Here is a 21206-nt window from a genome sequence, read left to right as displayed (position 1 = left end):
TTATTAACATTGTTATATCTGATACTTAAGGAACTTAATTAGATTTGGATGGTAATTATCTATCAAAGACGTTAATAAATCTATAATAATTAAATCAATATAATAGAACATTTTCGTATGTACAACAATGCCAAGTAACAATAATGAATAAAAGATACATAGATAACAAAAAAGAGAACAGGGTTGACTTCATACTAAGAAATTATGGAATGTCAATTGTTGTGATGGCAGTTATTATGCTCTTACCTTCAGTAGCAATATCGATACTCTACTTTTTTGATATATATAGTCAGCATATTAATATAGAGATTAATTTATTAGTTAGCATTCTAACAACTCTCTTTATGATATATAATGTAAAACGCTACAGATACCTACTTAATACTATAGAATTTCAAAATGCAATATTTGCAAATGCACTAAATCATAATACAGAATTTTGCCTTATTTTACATAAAGATGAGGGTGTTATTTATGCTGATGCAAGGTTCTACGAAAGGTTTAAAGATCATATAATAGATAATGACATTACGTTAGGCAAGATTCTTGAAATAGGAGATGTTTCAGAAGCAGACAAAAAAGTACTCTATCATGCACTAAAAAATAACTCTTCTGTACAGGTATGCATTTCCTTAAACAAGAAGAATAGAGTATCTAACTTTCTTTTGCTCTTTGAGCCGATACCAGATAATCCCCAAATTGCTATAAATAGTAATAAGATTTTAAATTTATCATTAGTGCCAATAGCAAGGCCAGATGGGTATTTTGTATTAAAAGCAACACAGATAAACAAGGAGCAGATATATGAAGAGTTAATAGAAAAACACAGCATAGGAACTTACATTGCAAATGCCAAAGGGGTGATTTTATCTGTAAATAAAAGATTTTTAGACATATTTGAACTAAAAAAACTGGAAAAAGGTAGCTCAATCAGTGATTTTATATCTCAATCTAAATATAACAATACAACAACCGATAATGAAATTTTGTTTTTTACTATAAGTGGTATTCCATTCAAGGCTTATATGAGCACTGCTATATTTTGTGATAAATACAACCATAGCTATATATATGGCTTTATAACACCAACCGAATCAAATATTGTTGATTATCAATTACACCCTTGTTTTGCAAATTCATCAATTGCTATTGCACAATGTGACATAAACGGCAACTTTGTAAAGAAAAATACGGCACTAATAAAGCTTGCAGGGTCAGATAATAATTCAATCTTTACGTTGATATTGGATAGTTATCATGTGAAAATACGTGAATATTTTTCGAGTAATAGAATAAATAATGCGTCTTTTGATGTACAGCTCAACGGCGGTAATAACATAAAAATATATTTCAATAAGTTTCTTCATAATAAAATGATCTTCATACTTTGTTATTTTATTGACAATACTGAACACAAAAACCTAGAGATAAAGCTTGAGCATTATCAAAAGATGCAAGCTATAGGGCAGTTAGCAGGTGGTATTGCGCATGATTTCAACAATATATTGACTGGGATAATAGGATTTTGCGATTTGCTTTTACTCCAGCATTCAGCTGGTGATCGATCTTTTGGAGATATAATACAGATACAGCAAAATGCAAAGCGTGGATCAAATTTAGTAAGACAATTGCTTGCTTTTTCAAGAAGACAGACCTTGCAGCCAAAAATTATTGATGTAAATAGAACTATAGCTAATCTTTATGAAATGATAAAAAGATTAATAGGTGAAAATATAAAATTTAACATTTATTATGGTAGAGACTTGGGTGCTGTTAGGGCTGATCAAGGGCAATTAGAGCAAGTTATACTTAACTTAGCAGTCAATGCTAGTGCTGCTATGGAAAAGGGCGGGGAATTAACTATACGAACCTTTAATCAAAAGATTGACTCATTAAATTCTACATCTCAGGATATGTTTTCTCCAGACAAGGAAACGATCGAACATGGAAATTATGTTGTGATTGAAGTAATTGATACTGGATGTGGAATGACAAGTGATACAATTGGAAAGGTATTTGACCCATTTTTTTCTACCAAAGATATTACCTCTGGTACAGGTCTTGGCCTCTCTACTGTATATGGCATTATTAAACAAACTGAAGGATACATCTATGTTGCTAGCAAAGTAAATCATGGAACTAAATTTAGCATATTTTTGCCCATGGTTTACATATCAGATGAAAATCTGAGAGAGGAAGATAGTGAAGAAATAGAAAGACCGGTAGTAAGTGAAATTAAAGGTAAAGGTATAATTTTATTGATTGAAGATGAAGATTCAGTAAGGGAATTCATTGCTAAAGCACTAAAAAGGAAAGGATTTGATGTAATAGAAGCAAGCATAGGCAGCGAGGCGCTAGAAATAATCAGTAAAAAAAGTCAACACATAGATCTTATAATCACTGATGTAATCATGCCAGAGGTGAGCGGCCCAGAAATAGTTAAAGAAGCATTGATCCATAGGCCAAATATCAACGTTATTTTTATTTCTGGGTATGCAGAAGATGCTTTTTTAAAGAGTGATGACATCAATATAGAAGATTTTCACTTTTTGCCAAAACCATTCACTCTGAATGAATTAGGAAACAAGGTTCAAAGTGTGTTACACAAAGCAAAAAAGACAGTCTAATTTTAGTGTGGTTAACAACAAAAAAATTTTCTAATGCAAAAGTTTCTTGCATATATACAATAGAATTATTTTATACATAAGATAAAAGGCGTGAGCAAGATTATTGCAATAGTAAATCAAAAGGGTGGAGTTGGCAAAACCACAACTAGTATAAATTTATCGACAGCCTTTGCTGCTGTGGGAAAAAGCACTTTATTGGTAGATCTTGATCCTCAAGGAAATGCTAGCACCGGGCTCGGGATTTCTTATCGTAGTAGGGAAGAAAAAAATATATACAAAATACTACTAAGCAGCGAAAATAAATTGATAGAATCGGCAATTTTCAATATAAAGGAAATTCCAAATTTATCACTAATTTCGTCAGTAGTTGATTTATCAGCTGCAGAAATTGAATTATCGCAACTTGAGCGAGGAAAATTTGTGCTAAAAAGCGCATTAGAGAAGATACGCGATAATTATGAGTATATAATCATCGATTGCCCTCCATCACTTGGGCTTCTAACCATAAATGCTTTGACTGCTGCTAATTCTATTATTGTCCCTCTTCAGTGTGAATTTTTTGCTCTGGAAGGATTAAGCCATTTAGTTAAAACTGTAGAGCTGATAAAAAGGAATAACCTAAACCCTTTTTTGGCAATAGAAGGGATAGTGTTAACAATGTATGACAGGCGTAACAAACTCAGTGAACAGATTAAAAACGATATTTGCCAGTATTTAAATGATAAAGTATACAAAACTATCATCCCATTGTATGAGACTGTTATTCCACGTAACGTACGGTTATCAGAAGCGCCTTCTCATGGAAAACCTGCTATTGTGTATGATCTTAAGTGTCCTGGTGCACAAGCATATATAAGTTTGGCAAGGGAAATTTTAAAAAAGCACGCGAGCAGTTGTAAGGAGAAGAAACTAGTAAGCGAGGGCGTAGTATGAAGGATGATAGACGCCTCGGCAGAGGTCTTGCCGGCCTCATAGGCGATAATTATGATAATAAAGAAGATCGACAAGAGCATTTGCCTATTTCATTACTGCACCCAAGCAAATTTCAACCGAGGAAACATTTTGACGAGGAGTCATTAAGAGAACTTGCAAATTCGATAAAGAAAAGTGGCATTATACAGCCTATCGTGGTACGCAAAGATTCAAATGATGACGGTTATGAAATAATAGCCGGGGAACGTCGTTGGCGAGCAAGCAAGATTGCAAATCTTAATAGTGCACCGGTTATCATAAAAGATCTGAGCGACAAGGAATGCTTGGAAGTATCCATAATTGAAAACATACAAAGACAAGATATTAATCCAATAGAAGAAGGTGAAGCGTATAAGAAACTGATAGATGAGTTTTTCTATACACATGAGGAATTAGCTTCAGCTATAGGCAAAAGCCGCAGCCACATAACCAATATGATTCGGATGTTGTCACTTCCCTGTAGGGTGAAAACAATGATCAACGAAAAAAAACTATCTATGGGTCATGCAAGAGCGTTGATTAATGTTGAAAATGCTGAAGGTATTGCAGAAAGAATAGTTTCTCAAGGCTTAAGCGTTAGACAAACTGAAAAATTGATAAAAGATTTGCATCAAGGCAACAACCAAAAAGAGCAGAAATATACTAGAAATCAAGATATGACGGTAATAGAAGGCGCTATATCTTCTCAACTTGGTTTAAAGATCAAAATTAATGACAACAATTCTAAGGGTAAAGTTATGATACGGTATAATAATTCAAATGAATTGGATCTAATATTGAAAGTTTTGAATAGGAAACTTGAGGCATAGCTAGTAGCTGCCAGTAAAGCAACAAACCAATATCAACTGTTGGTGTCATGAAAGTAGCTGACACTGGTTTCCATCCAAGAGGGCAGTAGCCCCTTCGGTGTCATGCAAGTAGCCTCCCTCCCCTGTCATCCCAGTGCCTTCTCCTGTCATCCCAGTGCTTGACACTGGGATCTAGCAAGCTTTGCTTGCAAATAAGTCTAATACGCGTCGCGTTTTATGCCAAAACACAATTGGAGTTACATGCAAAATAGATCCCAGTGTCAGCTACTCGGATGACAAAAAAAGGAGCACTGGAATAACAGCAGTCCCTCATACCGCGATTCATTCGCGGTATCTCTAGATCCCGCTAACAAGCAGCGGGATGACGAGGTTTACGCTTATCGGATTGTTTCAACACGTCATACCGCGATTCATCCGCGGTATCTCTAGATCCCGCTAACAAGTAGCGGGATGACGATTGTCGTTTAGCCATAAATATTAAGAAATTTACCAAATGAAAAAAAAGGCAAAAGAAGCCCTGGGGTTATTATCCGCTTTAAAATATTGGCGTTTTTTATGTTTTAAACGCTTGACAAGCAAGATTAAGCTGCTTTTAATTGCAACTAACTTACGCTGCAAATGTTTAAGAAATTTACTAAGCAGAAAAAAAGACAAAGAATCCCCGAGTTAGCTAGTCTTTTACTATCTCTGTCGAGTATTGGCATTTTTTGATGTCTTGTAACGCTTTATAAGCGCGTTCAGCTTATTTAGATAAAAATCTAGATGTAGATGAAGTTTTGTAAAGACATACAGTATCTATATACTGCAAAAAATTGAACATAAGACGCCGATACATTAAGTAATCCTTACCTTTTAATCTGCAGATTGGCGAAAGCAAATACAATAGCTTCACTATCATGATAAGGGAGCTGGCGAGGCTTGTCAAGGAAGTTTTTCGTTTCATCCAATGCGCTGCCAAAAGCTATGTAAAAAGTCTAATGAGTTAACTCCCATATATCCTGAGTAATTCTTGTGCATTAGCTTTGATTAGGATAGGGCATTTTCTATCATTTAATAGGGAACGTAATATTTCAGTTGCACCCTTAACGTCGTTATTGTGTATCTTTACTATAGCGATGGCTTCTTGGCTTGAATAAGGGTATACTGTGCTTGATTCTAAATTATCAATTTTGTCTTTATTTATTTTTTCACCGTTGGAGTGAAGTAAGCTCATTACTTCTAAATATTGTGCTAACTCACGAAAAACATCAGGAGCATCTTTATCATCTGCCAAATCATTATAAATAGATGCTGTGTCTGTTGGCATTGAATCTGAGATATGATTGAATGCGCGTTCAAAATTTGCTAAATACTCCCAATTTGAATCTATTTCTTCTAGCAGCGGCTTATTATCTTTTTTTAAGAATAATACTTCGTAAAACTTGTCACCTGCAGTTATAGATTGTTTTGTGTTATCAATGTTGCGCAATAAGTATAATGTGATGCCAACTAACATTGGCGCGAGTGCAAGCAGAAAGATGTATTTTTTCATGGTAATATTCCAAATAGTTATATATTTATACATTAATGCTTTTGATTTGCAAAAACATATTGACATAGTGATTATATCACATAATAATGTTCTCAAAGTTGTTTGAATAGTTGGAGATTAAAATATTTCTAAAGTAGAAATAAAGACAGCAGTATTAAGCTAAATTATTTTTTTGTCGGATTTATCCGATGTACCGTCAACCTTTTATAGGTTGAAGTCTAAATTTGAGAGTTTGATCCTGGCTCAGAATGAACGCTGGCGGCAGGCCTAACACATGCAAGTCGAACGGAGTTATATTGTAGCTTGCTATAGTATAACTTAGTGGCAGACGGGTGAGTAATGTATAGGAATCTACCTAGTAGTACGGAATAATTGTTGGAAACGGCAACTAATACCGTATACGCCCTACGGGGGAAAAATTTATTGCTATTAGATGAGCCTATATTAGATTAGCTAGTTGGTGGAGTAATAGCCTACCAAGGCAATGATCTATAGCTGATCTGAGAGGATGATCAGCCACACTGGAACTGAGATACGGTCCAGACTCCTACGGGAGGCAGCAGTGGGGAATATTGGACAATGGGCGAAAGCCTGATCCAGCCATGCCGCATGAGTGAAGAAGGCCTTTGGGTTGTAAAGCTCTTTTAGTGAGGAAGATAATGACGGTACTCACAGAAGAAGTCCTGGCTAACTCCGTGCCAGCAGCCGCGGTAATACGGAGAGGGCTAGCGTTATTCGGAATTATTGGGCGTAAAGGGCGCGTAGGCGGATTAGTAAGTTAAAAGTGAAATCCCAAGGCTCAACCTTGGAATTGCTTTTAAAACTGCTAATCTAGAGATTGAAAGAGGATAGAGGAATTCCTAGTGTAGAGGTGAAATTCGTAAATATTAGGAGGAACACCAGTGGCGAAGGCGTCTATCTGGTTCAAATCTGACGCTGAGGCGCGAAGGCGTGGGGAGCAAACAGGATTAGATACCCTGGTAGTCCACGCTGTAAACGATGAATGTTAAATATGGGAAGTTTTACTTTCTGTATTACAGCTAACGCGTTAAACATTCCGCCTGGGGACTACGGTCGCAAGATTAAAACTCAAAGGAATTGACGGGGACCCGCACAAGCGGTGGAGCATGTGGTTTAATTCGATGCAACGCGAAAAACCTTACCACTCCTTGACATGGAAATTATACCTATTCGAAGGGATAGGGTCGGTTCGGCCGGGTTTCACACAGGTGTTGCATGGCTGTCGTCAGCTCGTGTCGTGAGATGTTGGGTTAAGTCCCGCAACGAGCGCAACCCTCATCCTTAGTTACCATCAGGTAATGCTGGGGACTTTAAGGAAACTGCCAGTGATAAACTGGAGGAAGGTGGGGATGATGTCAAGTCATCATGGCCCTTATGGAGTGGGCTACACACGTGCTACAATGGTGGCTACAATGGGCTGCAAAGTCGCGAGGCTAAGCTAATCCCTTAAAAGCCATCTCAGTTCGGATTGTACTCTGCAACTCGAGTGCATGAAGTTGGAATCGCTAGTAATCGTGGATCAGCACGCCACGGTGAATACGTTCTCGGGTCTTGTACACACTGCCCGTCACGCCATGGGAATTGGTTTCACTCGAAGCTAACGACCTAACCGCAAGGAGGGAGTTATTTAAAGTGGGATCGGTGACTGGGGTGAAGTCGTAACAAGGTAGCAGTAGGGGAATCTGCAGCTGGATTACCTCCTTAGGCTTTGCACATAATTTACCATTTTTAATGATGGTGTTGTTATGTGCTATACTGCTGTCTTTACTTCTACTTTATTTTAATTTCCCGATAACGGATTTTATGAGTGATAGACCTCTTTCTCCACATTTACAAATATATAAAGTACAAGTTACTAGTTTTTTCTCTATTATGCATAGATTGACTGGTATCTTGCTATTCCTTTTATTAATGATACTTTCTTGGTATTTCATATTACATGTTTACTTTCCTGAGTTACTTATAGTAAGGTACTTAAATGCATTATTATTCACTCCTGTTGCTAAATTAGCTTATGTCTTATGTTTTATAAGTTTTGTATATCATTTTCTTAATGGTATTCGTCATTTATTGTGGGATGCTGGGCTTAATTTAGAAATTACTGGCGTTTCAAGGAGTGCTATACTGCTGACAGTAACGCTACTTCTTTCTACTATGGCTTTTTTATTTATGTTTATATGAGTCAGTCTGGAAATTCAGTACATCATTGGTGGGTTCAGCGTGTTTCTGCGGTAATTTTACTGTTCCTGTTTCCTTGGTTTATCTATTCATTTTCTTGCACATTTTATACTGATAGCTCTTTGTCTTTTAGTGAAAAATTTATTAATCACCCTCTAGAGCTTTTATTTTTTGTTGTATTGTTGTTTTGCATTTTTTGGCACGCAGTTCTTGGAATGCAGGTAGTATGCGAAGATTATATACACAGCGTACCTTTGAGGATTTTTACAATTACATGCATAAAGTACTTATCAAGCATTACTTATATAACCCTCGCTTTTACAATCTTTATCTTCTACAGGCATATTTTCTTGTAAAATCACCGGTGCTGTGTTAATATATTATTAGTGTACTAGTTTTATTATTGAACTATAGCATTATAGCGATTTTGGTTTGACAATATGTTTGAAGCATTAAAAAAGGGAGCAATAGATCTTACACTTAAAGCAAAAGGTCTGCTTACTTCACCTGAATCTCAAGTTTACGTCGAAGACCTTAGAAAGGTAATGATGTATGATGGAAGGAAATGCCAGTATCCAAAAAATTATGATCAAATTGTACAGTCTGCTAAAATCATAGAAAACAGGGATATGCATGGAAATGCTATACTAGATAAAGATAAAAATCCAACCTATAAACTTTTGTATGGTCAAAAAGATGAGAATGGAGAACAACCAAGTTTCAGATTATCTTTAGTTACCAAAGATAAAGATAATGATAGATCTTATTTTACTATCAATTACATAGACAATCAGGGTAAGCAAATTCCGATAAATGAGTTGCATAAGTCATATTTTGAGCCATTAGGCTTTTCGAGAATGGATTTGAAAAAACACGTGCCAATTTTTGAAGCTGAAAAAACTAAAGATCCTCAATATCCGTTTGAATTAACTAACTCTTCTGTGCTAACTAAAGAGGTAAAAAATAAAGAAGGTAAAGTTCAGGAAGTTGTTGATGAAAAAGGAAGAAATGGAGAATTATTATACACTAGTGATTACAAAAAGCTAAGCACCCATTTTTCAGAAATTAGAGATCAGAATGGTAATTTAGAGCTAGATAAAAGTCTTATATCTGTTCCTATCGTTTTTGCTACAAGCTTGGCTAAAGTTTGTACTAAATTGTTGACTTCTCTTCCTATAAAGTTAGGGGAGCATTTAATAAGCAAACAAAACCCAATTGCAAAGTCTTTTGGTTATCTTTTATTCACTCCTGCAGCGGCAGTAAAAAATTTAGTGGATATGGGAGCTACCATACTTAAGGCTCCAATTTTATTGTTTGTAGCAAATGAGAAAAAATATGGTGATGCTTACTTCACTATGTGGAAACACCAATTGAAAGGATGTTGGGAAGAAGCAAAAAGTGACTTTAATGTTATTAAGGGTGGAGAAAGGCTAAAGCCAGGGCAAAAGGATCATAAGCCACTTAGTATAGTGGGCACATGGGATGAGCTTAACGCTAGAAGGCCAAAGAAACAAGGGAATGATAAAGAAGTTAGCAAGAGTAATGAAATACTAAAGAGTCCTGAGGAAGAACAAAATAAGGGTAATGAAATATTAAGTGATAAAAGAAAAGGTCATGTTGAGGAATTACAAAATAGAAGAAATTCACAGCAAGGGCAAGGCGCTACACATGATCACTCTCATTAGCAATTACTTTAAATCAACATTTACTTTCTTTATTAACTATTCCACAACAAAAACTTGCATGTATTTTGCCCTCAGTATAAGATATTAATTATTTAATTAATATCTTAACTAAATGCGCCCTGTAATATTGTGTGGTGGTAGTGGTAGCAGACTTTGGCCTTTATCTAAGCCAAAGCAATTTCAGAAAATATTTAGTCAGAACACTATGTTTCACAACACTTTGTTGAGGCTGAAAAGCGATTATATGCCGCCCATAATTGCTACAAATATACAGTACGAGTCATTAGTGATGGAGGAATTGCATGCACTGCAAGAATATAAAGTGATTTTCGAACCAGTGAAAATTGGAACAGCAGCGGCAATATTAATTGCTGCGCTTCTCTGCAATGAAAACGAGACAATGTTAATTCTGCCTTCAGATCATTTCATAGGTGATTTGAATAGTTTTTATGCTTCTACTCAAAAAGCGTCTAAGTTAGCCTCTGAAACTAACTCTATAGTCACTTTTGGGGTTAAGCCTAATGAATTCAATTCTGAATACGGTTATATAAATGCAGTTTATGATCAGAAAGAAAAATATCATATAGTGAAAGATTTTACAGAAAAACCCGAGCGTAAGTTAAGTAACGATCATTATTGGAACTCTGGAATATTTGTGTTTAAAGCAAAACGCTACATAGATGAGATCAAAAAATCTGCCCTGAATCTTTACAATTCATGTTTTAAACATTTCACACCGCAAGAGAGATTTCTATATTTAAAACAACAAGATTTTGCAGGAATTAAAGACATATCCATTGATTATTTGGTGATGGAGAAAGCAAAAAACGTTGCAATGATAGAAGCTAATTTCGATTGGTTGGATGTTGGAACTTGGAATTCAGTTTTAGAATTGAGTGAGAAGTTTAGTAAAGAACCGGTGCCATTTCAGCATGTGATTAGAGAAAAAGAACCAGTTTCAACGACAGAAAGTAATAAAAATTTATTGGGTGGAGCTTGTAAGCAACCAAACAAAAGTCTAATTTCATTTATTCATAAAGTTAAGAAAGTAAAGGCGATAAGGAAAGAAGTTAAACCATGGGGATTTTGTAGTATAATTTTAATGAGCGAAAATTTTCTCATAAAATATCTTTTTATAAATCCATTAAGCTGCACTTCTAAGCAATTCCATCACTATAGAGATGAATACCATATGGTACTATCAGGAGTTGGGTATGTTAGTTTAGACGACAAAGAATATGCTATAGTAAAAGACCATATGATAGAAATCCCAAGGGAAGTTTCCCATAGGATTGAAAATAGAAGCACAAGCTTTCCACTTGAAATAGTTGAATTTCAGATAGGAGAGCATTTATCTGATAATGATATAGTGAGGTTGGATGATGTATATGGAAGATTTTGAAATTCTAATGTTAAAGATACTCTATAAGTCTGCTAAATTTAAGGAAGCAAAAATCTCTAGTTTTCAAATAAAGAAAAGTCTACAATTATACGAAGTTTCAAAAATATAATGTCTAACCTCAAAATATTTTGTAATGTCCATTGCCTTTGAAATTACTATGGCTGCTTGCTATTTGCGAGCGAAAAATGCCAGATTTTGCTCTATAATGACTTTGTTCTCTATTATCGGCATTGCCCTTGGAGTTGCAACACTAATAGTGGTGATGTCTGTGATGAACGGATTCAGAGCAAAGTTGCTTGACTCAATACTTGGCATTGATGGCCATATTAACGTTTATTTTGATAGGAACATAAATTCAGATTACTACGCAGTTTCAAAATCTATTGAGAGAATTCCTGGTATATTAAAAGCTACTCCTATGACCAATGATCAAGTCATTATTGCAGCAAATGGTAAAATTGCAGGTAGCGTAGTGCGAGGTGTGTCAACTAAAGACTTGCTTGATAGTACTGCCGTTACAAATAATGTAATTATAGGTGATGTAAAAAAATTTGATGAAGGGATAATAATAGGAGCACGATTGGCAGAAGCTTTGAACATTGACTATGGCGACGAAATTACGTTTATATCATCTGAAGAATTTGATGCATTACTTGGTGAAATGCCACGAATGAAAAAATATAAAGTTATAGCAATATTTGATATGGGTATGTTTGAGTATGATAATACCTTGATATATATGCCTCTAAAATCAGCACAAGCCTTTTTTAATTATGAAAATAGCATAAAAAATATAGAAGTACTTGTAGACGACGTTACTAGAGCTGATAAGCTGGCAGATGCTATAGAAAAAGAAATAGGAATGGAAGCTGAAAGTTGGCAATCACAGCAAAGCCATTATTTTAGTGCTTTAAAAACTGAAAGAAATGTGATGTTTTTAATTCTTACTTTGATTATAGTTGTAGCAGCGTTTAATATTATCTCAAATTTAATGATGATAGTGCGAGAAAAGAAATCCGCGATTGCAATTATGCGTACATTTGGTGCAACAAGTGGAAGCATTATGCGCATATTTTGTGCTTGTGGTCTATTAATCGGTTTTACGGGAACTTGTCTTGGCTGTATTATAGGTGTCGTTTTTTCTCTCAATATCGAAAGCATTAGAGTGTTTTTAGAAAACATTACTAATGTCAAGCTGTTTGATCCTATGATATACTTTTTTTCAAGTTTGCCAGTAATATTAGTTCCTCAAGATGTAGTGAACATTTCTGCACTTGCATTATTCTTATCATTTTTAGCGACAATTGCTCCTGCATTACAGGCAGCTGCACAAGATCCTGCGGAGATATTACGTTATGAATGATACTCAGCAAAAGTACATAGGTTGGTTCTTAATTGTATTGTTATTTACCGGTTACATCACAATAAATAACATAATCTTTTTAAAAATAAATCAGCAAGAGAGTGAAAACAATGTGAAAGCTTTAACGGAAAACATGGATGAATTTAGAATGTTGCTTGAAGTTAATCAATCTAGAATAGAAAAAAAGATATTTGACCTCAAGAGAAGTCAGCATACTCAATGTGAGCAAGGTGATAATAACTCAAGATGTAAGAACCTTGCAAAATTGCTATTACTTGTGGTTAAAATGAAGAATTCGTTATTGCGAGAAGCAAAATTTGATAACCATATAAATTCAATAAAGCCTTTGATATCAGAGCTTGACGATCCAGAGATAGAAAATGCAGTAGATGAATTAGAAAATTTGAAAGAGATAAATACCTTACACGAATTGAAGTTATCTTTTGAAAAAACTATTGATACTATCGATTACAACAAAAGTACATTGTCTAAAAAAATCATTTCAAACTGGATAAAGGTAGACGACCGAAATGATCCATTAAGAGTAAAATTCGCAGAAATTGAGGAGTCAATAAATGATAATGATTGGCAAAATATAACTGTTACAGTAAGCAATTTAACGCATTCAGAATTCAAGCCATGGCTGAATAAATTGAATGGTTTTATTGTAGCTTCTAAGAATATTTCAACAATATATCATCACTTATTACAATATATCTCATGATTTATTTTATAATTTTCGCTTTTTCGTTTTTATTTGGTATATGGGTCAAGGTAAGTGGTGAAGTAATAAAATTGGAATTAGGCAATTACACTATAAGTATTGATCTATATTTCATTATTTTTACTTGTGTAGTTTTATTATTTTTATTAATTACACTTGTACGCTTTTTTTCCTCCATTTCATCAACATTTGCCAACATAAGAAATAGAAGAAGGGATAGGGAAGAATTGCTTCTCTTTGAAGCTTTCTTTAGCATAGACTTAGACAATATAGAGAATGCCCAAAAGCTAGTTAAAAGTCTGAGTGAGGAGAGCGATAGGTTGTCTTTAATAAAGCTCTTTAACTCAGGTAAGACGGGAAATTACAGCTTTTTCAGTAACGGTTTAACAAATATTGCAAATAAAAATCGTAACTTAGCTCTACTTCTAGCCAATAAGCTGATTGTCCACCTCAAACAAGAAAAAGTAGTCTTTCAAAAATTTATAGAATATTGCTCTAGTTCAATTAACGATAAAATGCTATCTATTCCCTTTCAAATAGAGCATTGCATATTGAAAGAAGATTGGATTAATGCAATTTTGAGGTTGAAGGAAGCAGTTAAGTCCAATATTTTTCTCCCCTTTGATCATAAAGAAATGTTTGCAGTGTTTTATTGCGCTTTAGCAAAGCAATATGAAAGTAAAGGAAATTTTAAGGAGGCTATAAAGTCTTTATTTAGAGCACAACGTTATAGTGCAATTTTTCAGCCCATCAATTATTTAAAGGCAGAATTATATATTAAACTTGGAAAAATCAGAAAAGCTTCTGCAGTGCTAGAGGCAGAGTATACAGTAAATCCTACTCCTCAGTCAGCTAAAATGTACATCAATTTAAATAGTAAAGGTGCTGAAAGACTATACAACTTACGCCCTGATTATTATTTTAGTTACTGTTTACTTGCTTTGTCCTCAATGAGTTCAGGTAAATATGATCTTGCAAGTCAATATTTAGACACTGCTATGAAAAAAGCTAATTACATGTCAATCTACTTTATTGTAATACAACTCAAGGTTACATTGCAAGAACACGACAAGGTAATTTATTGGCTAAACAAGATGGACTCAGAAGCTTTGCCTGATCCAGGCTGGAAATGTAAAAATTGTAACAGGGAACTAGAACAATGGGATCATAAGTGTTCAAGTTGTAATAGTTTTAATTGTGTTTATTATATATTATAAAATTCCACAAAGTGTAGAAATTACCATTAGGCTACTTTCACATTGATATTGCTGAAGTTAGAGCACTTTCTTAATATAATCCTTATCTCCAAACAATAAACCTGCAAGTTTCTTAGCTAGACTTGGTTTTAATGTCAAAAAAACTTGCTTTTAGACACTAACAGTTATATATTTTAATAAATCAGGGTTGTATACAAAATGAAGAGCTTAAAGGAATTATCCTTAAGAATTAAGAATATTAGGTCTGTACAGAAAACCACGAAAATAATGCAAATGGTTTCTGCAGCAAAGTTGTTACAAAGCCAAAAGAAGTTATTAAATTCAAAATTATATGTATCTAAGCTGCATAACATTATTTTTTCATTAATGCTATCAGTTGATCAAGAATTACTGGCAAAAATTCTAAATGTCAGTAACGACGGTTCTTACCTAGTATTCATTATTGCGTCTGATCGTGGCTTGTGCGGCAACTTTAACTCTTCTATTGTCAAATTTAGTCAAGAGCGTGTAAATAAGTCAATCGCAAATGGCAAAAAAGTAGATATTGTATTTCTTGGTAAAAAAGCTTTTGATGTAGGTAAAAATAGATTTGACTCTAAAAGTATCTTAAAAATTGAAAATAGTAAGGGAATCACGTTAAAGCACGTAGAAGCTTTGGTTGATGGTATAGATTTAAGTAAATACGATAAAGTTAAAGTTTTTTATAGTAAATTCTATAATACCTTCACGCAAAAACCAATGTTGGAAACAATAAAACCATGGAGTAAAGACTCATCCTTGATTGATAGCTCTCTGGCTGGTCCAACAACAGATTACGGCTATGAGTATGAACCACAAAATATTGAATTTATTTTAAAATCTTTAGTTCAAGATTACGTTGTAATTGCTCTTTACTCTGCTTTACTTGAAAGTGCAACGAGTGAGAATAGTGCTAGAATGGTTGCTATGGAATCAGCAAACAGAAACACTAAAGAGATACTGAACAAATTAGCATTGCTTTATAATCGTTCTCGTCAAGCAGCGATTACGACTGATTTAATTGAAGTTATAGGTGGTGCAGAATCTTTATAGAAATCTAAGGAATAGAAAATGAATATATTAAATATTGCAGCAGATATTACTAAACTAATAAAAAAGCAAAATCAAGATGCGGAAGTTACAATATATGAAACTAATAAGACTTCAGTTTCTCAGCGTCTATCAAAAATTGAGCAAATATCACAATCTAAAAATTGCACTGTAGGAATCAGAGCTATAGCAGGTAAAAACAAAGCTGCGTATATTTCTACAAACGATTTGAATAATCTGAGTGATACAGTAAGCCAAGTGGTAGAAATGGCAAAGAATGCGCCAGAAGATCCTTGCATTAATTTTGCTGTAAATGGTAGTAATTATATCTCTTCTGCAGATTTAAGTATCTCAGATAATAATGTTGTAACCGTTGATAACCTAAAAGAAATTGCTGAAGCTGCAGAAAATTCAGCCCTTGCACATAAGAGTATCACTAATTCTGAAGGAGCCTCTTCTTCATACGCTTTAGTGAATACAGTATTATCGACTGTTTCTGGTTTTATTGGCTCGTTTAGTAAATCAACCTTTGCTAATCAGGTCTCTGTTGTTGCTGGAAGAGAAAGTGAAATGAAGGTTGGTTACGATTATGATATAGCATGTAATTTTAGTGATTTAAAGTTGCCAGAGTTAATGGGAAAAGAAGCAGCAAAAAGAGCAGTTGATCAATTGAATTCACGTACAATGAAAACTGGTAAATTTCCAGTTATTTTTGAAAAAAGAGCAGCAAAAGGGCTAGTAAAAAGTTTTGCTTCTGCTATAAATGGGAGCAGTATTATAAGCAACAGTTCTTTCTTGAGGGGTAGTTTAAACGCTCAGATTTTCAACGATAGAATTAATATTATCGATGATCCATTGTTGCCAAGAGGCATAGCATCGAGACCATTTGATGGAGAAGGGATAACTAGCAAGAAAAATATATTTGTAAAAAACGGAATATTACAAAATTGGATTTTAGACTTATACTCGGCTAGAAAATTAGACTCAGAAACAACCGGAAGTGCAACTCGTGCAAGTAATGCTGCAGTTATTCCTGCAGCTAGTAACCTCTACATTGAGAATGGTGATGTATCGTTTGAAGAATTAATTCAGGAAGTGAAAGAGGGAATATATGTAACTGATTTATTTGGTTTTGGTGTCAATTTAATCAATGGCGATTACAGCCAAGGCGCTTCCGGATTTTTTATAGAAAATGGAAAAATAACGTATCCAATACATGAGATTACCATTGCTAGCAATTTGAAGGATATGTTTAGCAATTTAGTCGTTGCAGATGATCTAACTTTTTGTGGGCAATTTAATTCACCAACGATTAAAGTTAGCGAAATGACGGTTGCAGGTTCGCTTAACGATTAAAAAATTTATTTGCATCAAGTACAACAATTGTGTATTATTGTCATGTAATGTTAAGAATAGACTATGGAGTATAAAGGTTTAGTTTCAATAGCTAAGCTTAAAGCATTCTCAATCGTAATTCCAAAGTTTTTCATCACATTAGTAATGTTAGTTAATAATTTAGGAGTTGTTTAAATGGAATTTGGTAATGTAAAATGGTTTAATGCCGAAAAAGGCTATGGTTTCATCAAGCCAGAAGGTAAAGGGGGTGACGTTTTTGTACATATTAGCACATTGGAACGTTCGGGAATAAGACCTGAGGCACTTAAAGGAGAGAATAAAGAGAAGGGAATAAAAGGAGAAAGGGTGAGTTATGAGGTTAAAGAGGAGCGCGGTAGAAACGGAGAAGATAAAAAATCTGCAATAAATTTAAGATTGGAAGATTAATCTATTATGAAGTCTTTTAACAGGATTAACGTATTGTGAATAATTTTCATGAGATGGGTCTCCCAGCTTCGCTTAGACAAGCTCTAGATAAAAATAATCTTTTCGTCCCAACTCCGATTCAAATACAAGCGATTCCCTTAGCGCTACAAGGTAAAGATATTCTCGGATCTGCTCAAACGGGGACTGGAAAAACTTTAGCATTTGCTATTCCGTTGGTTGCTAAGTTGCTGAATGAGCCTAACACTGGTTCAGCTTTAGTCATCGTGCCAACCAGAGAGCTTGCGCATCAGGTAACAAATGAGATAAGAAAACTCTTATCTCAAAATTCTGCACTAAGGGTCGCTTTGTTGATTGGTGGTGAGCCTATTTTTAGGCAGCTAAATCAGCTTCAGAAAAAACCACAAATTGTAATAGGTACTCCTGGTCGTATTATAGACCATATTGAGCGTAAAACTTTGATTACTCGCAATGTTAGCGTTCTTGTGCTTGATGAAACGGATCGTATGTTTGATATGGGCTTTGGAGTTCAGATTGAAGAAATTATGAAGCATTTGCCTAAAATAAGGCAAACTCTTATGTTTTCTGCAACTCTTCCTGGAGATATAGTAAAACTTGCTGAGAAGTACCTTAATCGACCAGAACGTATTTCTGTTGATTGTGAGGTTACAACTTCTGTAAAAATTAAGCAAGAAATTGTTTATGCATCAGAATCAGAAAAATATGAAAAGCTTGTTACACAACTATGTCAGCGCGAAGGATCAATCATTATCTTTGTCAAAACAAAGCGAGGAGCGGATCAGCTAGCTAACAGATTGCACAAAGATGACTATAGCGCTTTAGCAATTCATGGTGATTTAAGGCAGCACAAGCGCGAAAGGGTCATTAATTCTTTTCGTCGTGGCCGTAATCAAATCATGGTTGCAACAGATGTTGCTTCTCGCGGCCTTGATATTCCCCACATTCAACATGTTATCAATTATGATGCACCACAATCGCAAGCTGACTATATTCATCGTATAGGTAGAACTGCACGCGCTGGAGCTGAAGGGTATGCGCTATCTTTTGTTACACCTCAAGATAAGAGAAGACTGCCTGCACTGGCAGACAAAGAAGGAGAGCTAAATTTTGATTGTAGTGTGCAATTTAAAAAACGTAACAGCAAAAAGGTCTTTAAAAGGCCAAGTACGTTAAAGACTAAATACGGTAGAAAAAAGATCAATGCATTTAAGAAGAAAAGCAGAGTACTAGAAAAAGCGTATTAAATAGGATTTACCTACAATTTGATAAGCGTAAAACTCGTCATTCCGCTACTCATTAGCGGAATCTATGCTGAGATATTGCGGTGCTATGACGTAGATCCAGAGTGGGATTCAAATTGGCTACAGCGAACTGCTGGATTTCAATTTTTTTAATAATTGTGTGCTATTCATTATATATGAGTTCCCACTTTTAAAGAGAATAGGAGATGATTTCCAAAAACTTAGAGGCAAGTTTGAATAGAGCACTATTCATTGCTTCTAATTTTAATCTTAAATATGCGAAAGTAGAACATTTATTGCTGGCGTTAACTAAAGACGTGGATGTAAATTACGTTTTATCAAGATGTAATATCAGAGCCGATGAAATCATCAGTATGGATAACATTCTATCAAGATGCAATATTAAGGCTAATGATTATAATAATAATATAAAAGGGTTTTTACAAAGCAGTTCTGAATTGATTATCAGTGGAGTTAAACCTAGCTCAATGTTTCAATGCATAATACACAGAGCAATAATACGGGCTCATAGCTTGGGGAAAAAAGAAATAAATGGAGCAAGTGTTCTAGTAGAAATTTTGTCTGGGCAAGATTTATACGTTGAAGATCTATTGCAGAAACAAAGTGCGAAAGATTCCAATTTGATTTACCACATATCTAACATGAAATACTCTAACGATATAGATGAATACACCACTAATCATAAAGTAAAACTTGATAAAAATAATGATGCTCCTACTACAGTAAATAAAGGTGAGCTACTAAAAGATGAGGAAATTCTACAAAGTTATTGTAAAAATTTAAATGACTATGCAAGAAGCAAAAAAATAGATTATGTTATTGGTCGTGATTATGAATTAAATCGCACTATAGAAATATTATTGAGGCGTAGAAAAAACAACCCTTTATATGTTGGAGATCCAGGTGTTGGCAAAACCACAATAGTTGAGGGTTTGGTACTCAAAATCATTGAAAACAGTGTTCCAAGTGCGCTCAGGTCCAGTATAATTTATGCTTTGGATTTAGGGTCACTCCTTGCAGGGACACGCTATAGAGGTGATTTTGAAGAGAGAATAAAATCTATAATAAAAGCGATTGAGGCAAAACCAGGTGCTATCCTTTTTATTGACGAAATACACACTATCATTGGAGCAGGTTCTACAAGTGGTAGCTTTCTTGATGCAGGTAACCTACTCAAACCTGCGCTTGCAAGAGGTACACTGCGTTGTATAGGTGCAACTACATATAGAGAATACAGCAATAGTTTTGAAAAAGATAAAGCATTAGCGAGGAGGTTTCAAAAAATTAATGTTAAGGAATCTTCTGTTAACGAAACGATAAAGATACTAGATGGTATAAAGCACTACTATGAAGGGTATCATGGAGTATATTATACAAAGAATGCCATTAGGTCTGCGGCTGAACTTTCGCATAAGTATATTACTGGGCGAATATTACCTGATAAAGCGGTTGATGTTATTGATGAGGCAGGGGCATATTGTAAATTGCTAAGAAACAGGGGTAAAATTGTAAATAGTAGAGATATTAAGAATACCATTACTAGAATTACAAATGTGCCTTGCGGATCTGAATCTGATGATTTGCAGAAAGTAAAGTCTTTAAAAGCTAATCTAGAGAAGGTGATTTTTGGCCAAGAGCAGGCAATAGAATCTCTTGTTAATTCTATTAAAATTGCTAAATCTGGGTTGAGAAATTACAATAAGCCTTTAGCAAATTATCTTTTTGCAGGGCCAACCGGTGTTGGTAAAACCGAGCTAGCAAAACAATTAGCAGAAAGCATGGGCATGAATCTTATACGCTTTGATATGTCCGAATATATTGAGTCTCATACGATATCAAGGATGATTGGTTCTCCTCCTGGATATGTAGGTTATGATCAGGGTGGATTACTCACAGAGTCTGTATCTAATAATCAATATAGTGTTGTGCTGCTTGACGAAATTGAAAAGGCTCATAGCGATATCTATAATATATTGCTACAAATTATGGATTATGGTTGCGTTACAGACACTTACGGACGTAAAGTTAACTTTTCCAATATAATCTTAATTATGACAACTAATGCAGGAGCAGCTGAACGCAGCAAAAGTTTTGTTGGCTTTGGGCATAAAAAATTTAACACTGGTGATAGTGAAAAAGCGATAGAACAGGTTTTTAGCCCTGAATTTCGTAATCGTCTTGATGCGATTATTTCTTTTTCTGACTTAAATGCGGATATAATTCTGCATATTGTAGATAAATTTATTCAGGAACTGAAAAAGCAGCTGACGCAAAAAGGCATAAACTGCTTGGTAGAGGATGAAGTGAAATCTTATCTTGTACAAATGGGTTATAGTAAGGAAATGGGAGCACGTCCGATAGAGAGACTTATTGAAAAAGAGATAAAAAGTTACTTAGCGGAAGAAATACTGAATCGTAAATTAATAAAAGGAAAGAAATTAAGAATCTATATGAATAAAGTAGAAAATAAAATTGCTTTTGATATAGTTTAAAATCCTTGTATTGAACTTCATCTTTGTTACAATCTATAACTTAAATTCAATTTGA

The 21206-nt window shown here is 34.6% G+C and carries 16 protein-coding genes and 1 rRNA gene; 16 read left to right on the top strand and 1 reads right to left on the bottom strand.

The window, feature by feature from the left end:
* The first annotated feature begins 143 nt into the window (after nt 1-143).
* From AAGD66_RS05595 to AAGD66_RS05585, 3 genes are all read left to right on the top strand, one after another.
* Nucleotides 144-2627, top strand: a complete 2484-nt coding sequence (locus tag AAGD66_RS05595) for a response regulator (protein ID WP_341814445.1) — start codon at nt 144-146, stop codon at nt 2625-2627.
* Between the two features lie 90 nt (nt 2628-2717).
* Complete coding sequence (locus AAGD66_RS05590; protein ID WP_006280226.1) at nt 2718-3560, top strand: ParA family protein; 843 nt, start codon at nt 2718-2720, stop codon at nt 3558-3560.
* Entirely contained in the window at nt 3557-4408 is an 852-nt protein-coding gene (locus tag AAGD66_RS05585) for a ParB/RepB/Spo0J family partition protein (RefSeq protein WP_182321205.1), read from the top strand. The genes AAGD66_RS05590 and AAGD66_RS05585 overlap by 4 nt, the downstream gene beginning before the upstream one ends.
* 982 nt (nt 4409-5390) lie before the next feature.
* Here the strand turns inward: AAGD66_RS05585 and AAGD66_RS05580 are convergent.
* Nucleotides 5391-6005: a hypothetical protein gene (locus AAGD66_RS05580; RefSeq protein WP_264707467.1), complete on the bottom strand. Its 615-nt coding sequence runs from the start codon at nt 6003-6005 to the stop codon at nt 5391-5393.
* A gap of 154 nt (nt 6006-6159) precedes the next feature.
* On the opposite strand from AAGD66_RS05580, the gene AAGD66_RS05575 reads away from it, so the two are divergent.
* The 13 genes from AAGD66_RS05575 to AAGD66_RS05515 all read left to right on the top strand — a co-directional run bounded on the left by AAGD66_RS05575 (nt 6160) and on the right by AAGD66_RS05515 (nt 21151).
* Nucleotides 6160-7664 (top strand): 16S ribosomal RNA (locus tag AAGD66_RS05575).
* Between the two features lie 99 nt (nt 7665-7763).
* Nucleotides 7764-8141 carry a succinate dehydrogenase, cytochrome b556 subunit gene (gene sdhC, locus AAGD66_RS05570; protein ID WP_007548462.1) on the top strand — a complete coding sequence of 126 codons (378 nt, stop codon included), beginning with the start codon at nt 7764-7766 and terminating at the stop codon, nt 8139-8141.
* Entirely contained in the window at nt 8138-8494 is a 357-nt protein-coding gene (gene sdhD, locus AAGD66_RS05565) for a succinate dehydrogenase, hydrophobic membrane anchor protein (RefSeq protein ID WP_010963113.1), read from the top strand. The genes sdhC and sdhD overlap by 4 nt, the downstream gene beginning before the upstream one ends.
* An 84-nt stretch (nt 8495-8578) precedes the next feature.
* Nucleotides 8579-9823, top strand: a complete 1245-nt coding sequence (locus AAGD66_RS05560; RefSeq protein ID WP_155969125.1) for a hypothetical protein — start codon at nt 8579-8581, stop codon at nt 9821-9823.
* Nucleotides 9824-9935: 112 nt separating this feature from the next.
* Complete coding sequence (locus tag AAGD66_RS05555) at nt 9936-11225, top strand: sugar phosphate nucleotidyltransferase (protein WP_155969127.1); 1290 nt, start codon at nt 9936-9938, stop codon at nt 11223-11225.
* A 133-nt stretch (nt 11226-11358) separates the two neighbouring features.
* Nucleotides 11359-12588: a lipoprotein-releasing ABC transporter permease subunit gene (locus tag AAGD66_RS05550; RefSeq protein ID WP_341814444.1), complete on the top strand. Its 1230-nt coding sequence runs from the start codon at nt 11359-11361 to the stop codon at nt 12586-12588.
* A complete protein-coding gene (locus AAGD66_RS05545) occupies nt 12581-13312 on the top strand; it encodes a hypothetical protein (protein ID WP_038250643.1) in 732 nt (243 codons plus the stop codon). Before AAGD66_RS05550 ends, AAGD66_RS05545 begins: the two co-directional genes overlap by 8 nt.
* Nucleotides 13309-14529, top strand: coding sequence for a heme biosynthesis protein HemY (locus AAGD66_RS05540; protein ID WP_155969131.1), 1221 nt, complete (start codon nt 13309-13311; stop codon nt 14527-14529). The genes AAGD66_RS05545 and AAGD66_RS05540 overlap by 4 nt, the downstream gene beginning before the upstream one ends.
* Nucleotides 14530-14727: 198 nt before the next feature.
* A complete protein-coding gene (atpG, locus tag AAGD66_RS05535) occupies nt 14728-15600 on the top strand; it encodes an ATP synthase F1 subunit gamma (protein WP_010081973.1) in 873 nt (290 codons plus the stop codon).
* Nucleotides 15601-15618: 18 nt separating this feature from the next.
* Entirely contained in the window at nt 15619-16953 is a 1335-nt protein-coding gene (locus AAGD66_RS05530) for a TldD/PmbA family protein (RefSeq protein WP_010081974.1), read from the top strand.
* Nucleotides 16954-17127: 174 nt separating this feature from the next.
* A complete protein-coding gene (locus AAGD66_RS05525) occupies nt 17128-17379 on the top strand; it encodes a cold-shock protein (protein ID WP_006279919.1) in 252 nt (83 codons plus the stop codon).
* Between the two features lie 35 nt (nt 17380-17414).
* Nucleotides 17415-18641, top strand: coding sequence for a DEAD/DEAH box helicase (locus AAGD66_RS05520; RefSeq protein ID WP_038199603.1), 1227 nt, complete (start codon nt 17415-17417; stop codon nt 18639-18641).
* Nucleotides 18642-18844: 203 nt separating this feature from the next.
* Nucleotides 18845-21151, top strand: coding sequence for an AAA family ATPase (locus AAGD66_RS05515; RefSeq protein ID WP_155969133.1), 2307 nt, complete (start codon nt 18845-18847; stop codon nt 21149-21151).
* Nucleotides 21152-21206: the final 55 nt, after the last annotated feature.

It is taken from the genome of Wolbachia endosymbiont (group A) of Dendrolimus pini (assembly GCF_964026835.1).
Lineage (GTDB): Bacteria > Pseudomonadota > Alphaproteobacteria > Rickettsiales > Anaplasmataceae > Wolbachia > Wolbachia pipientis.
This window is presented reverse-complemented; position numbering and strand designations above follow the sequence as displayed.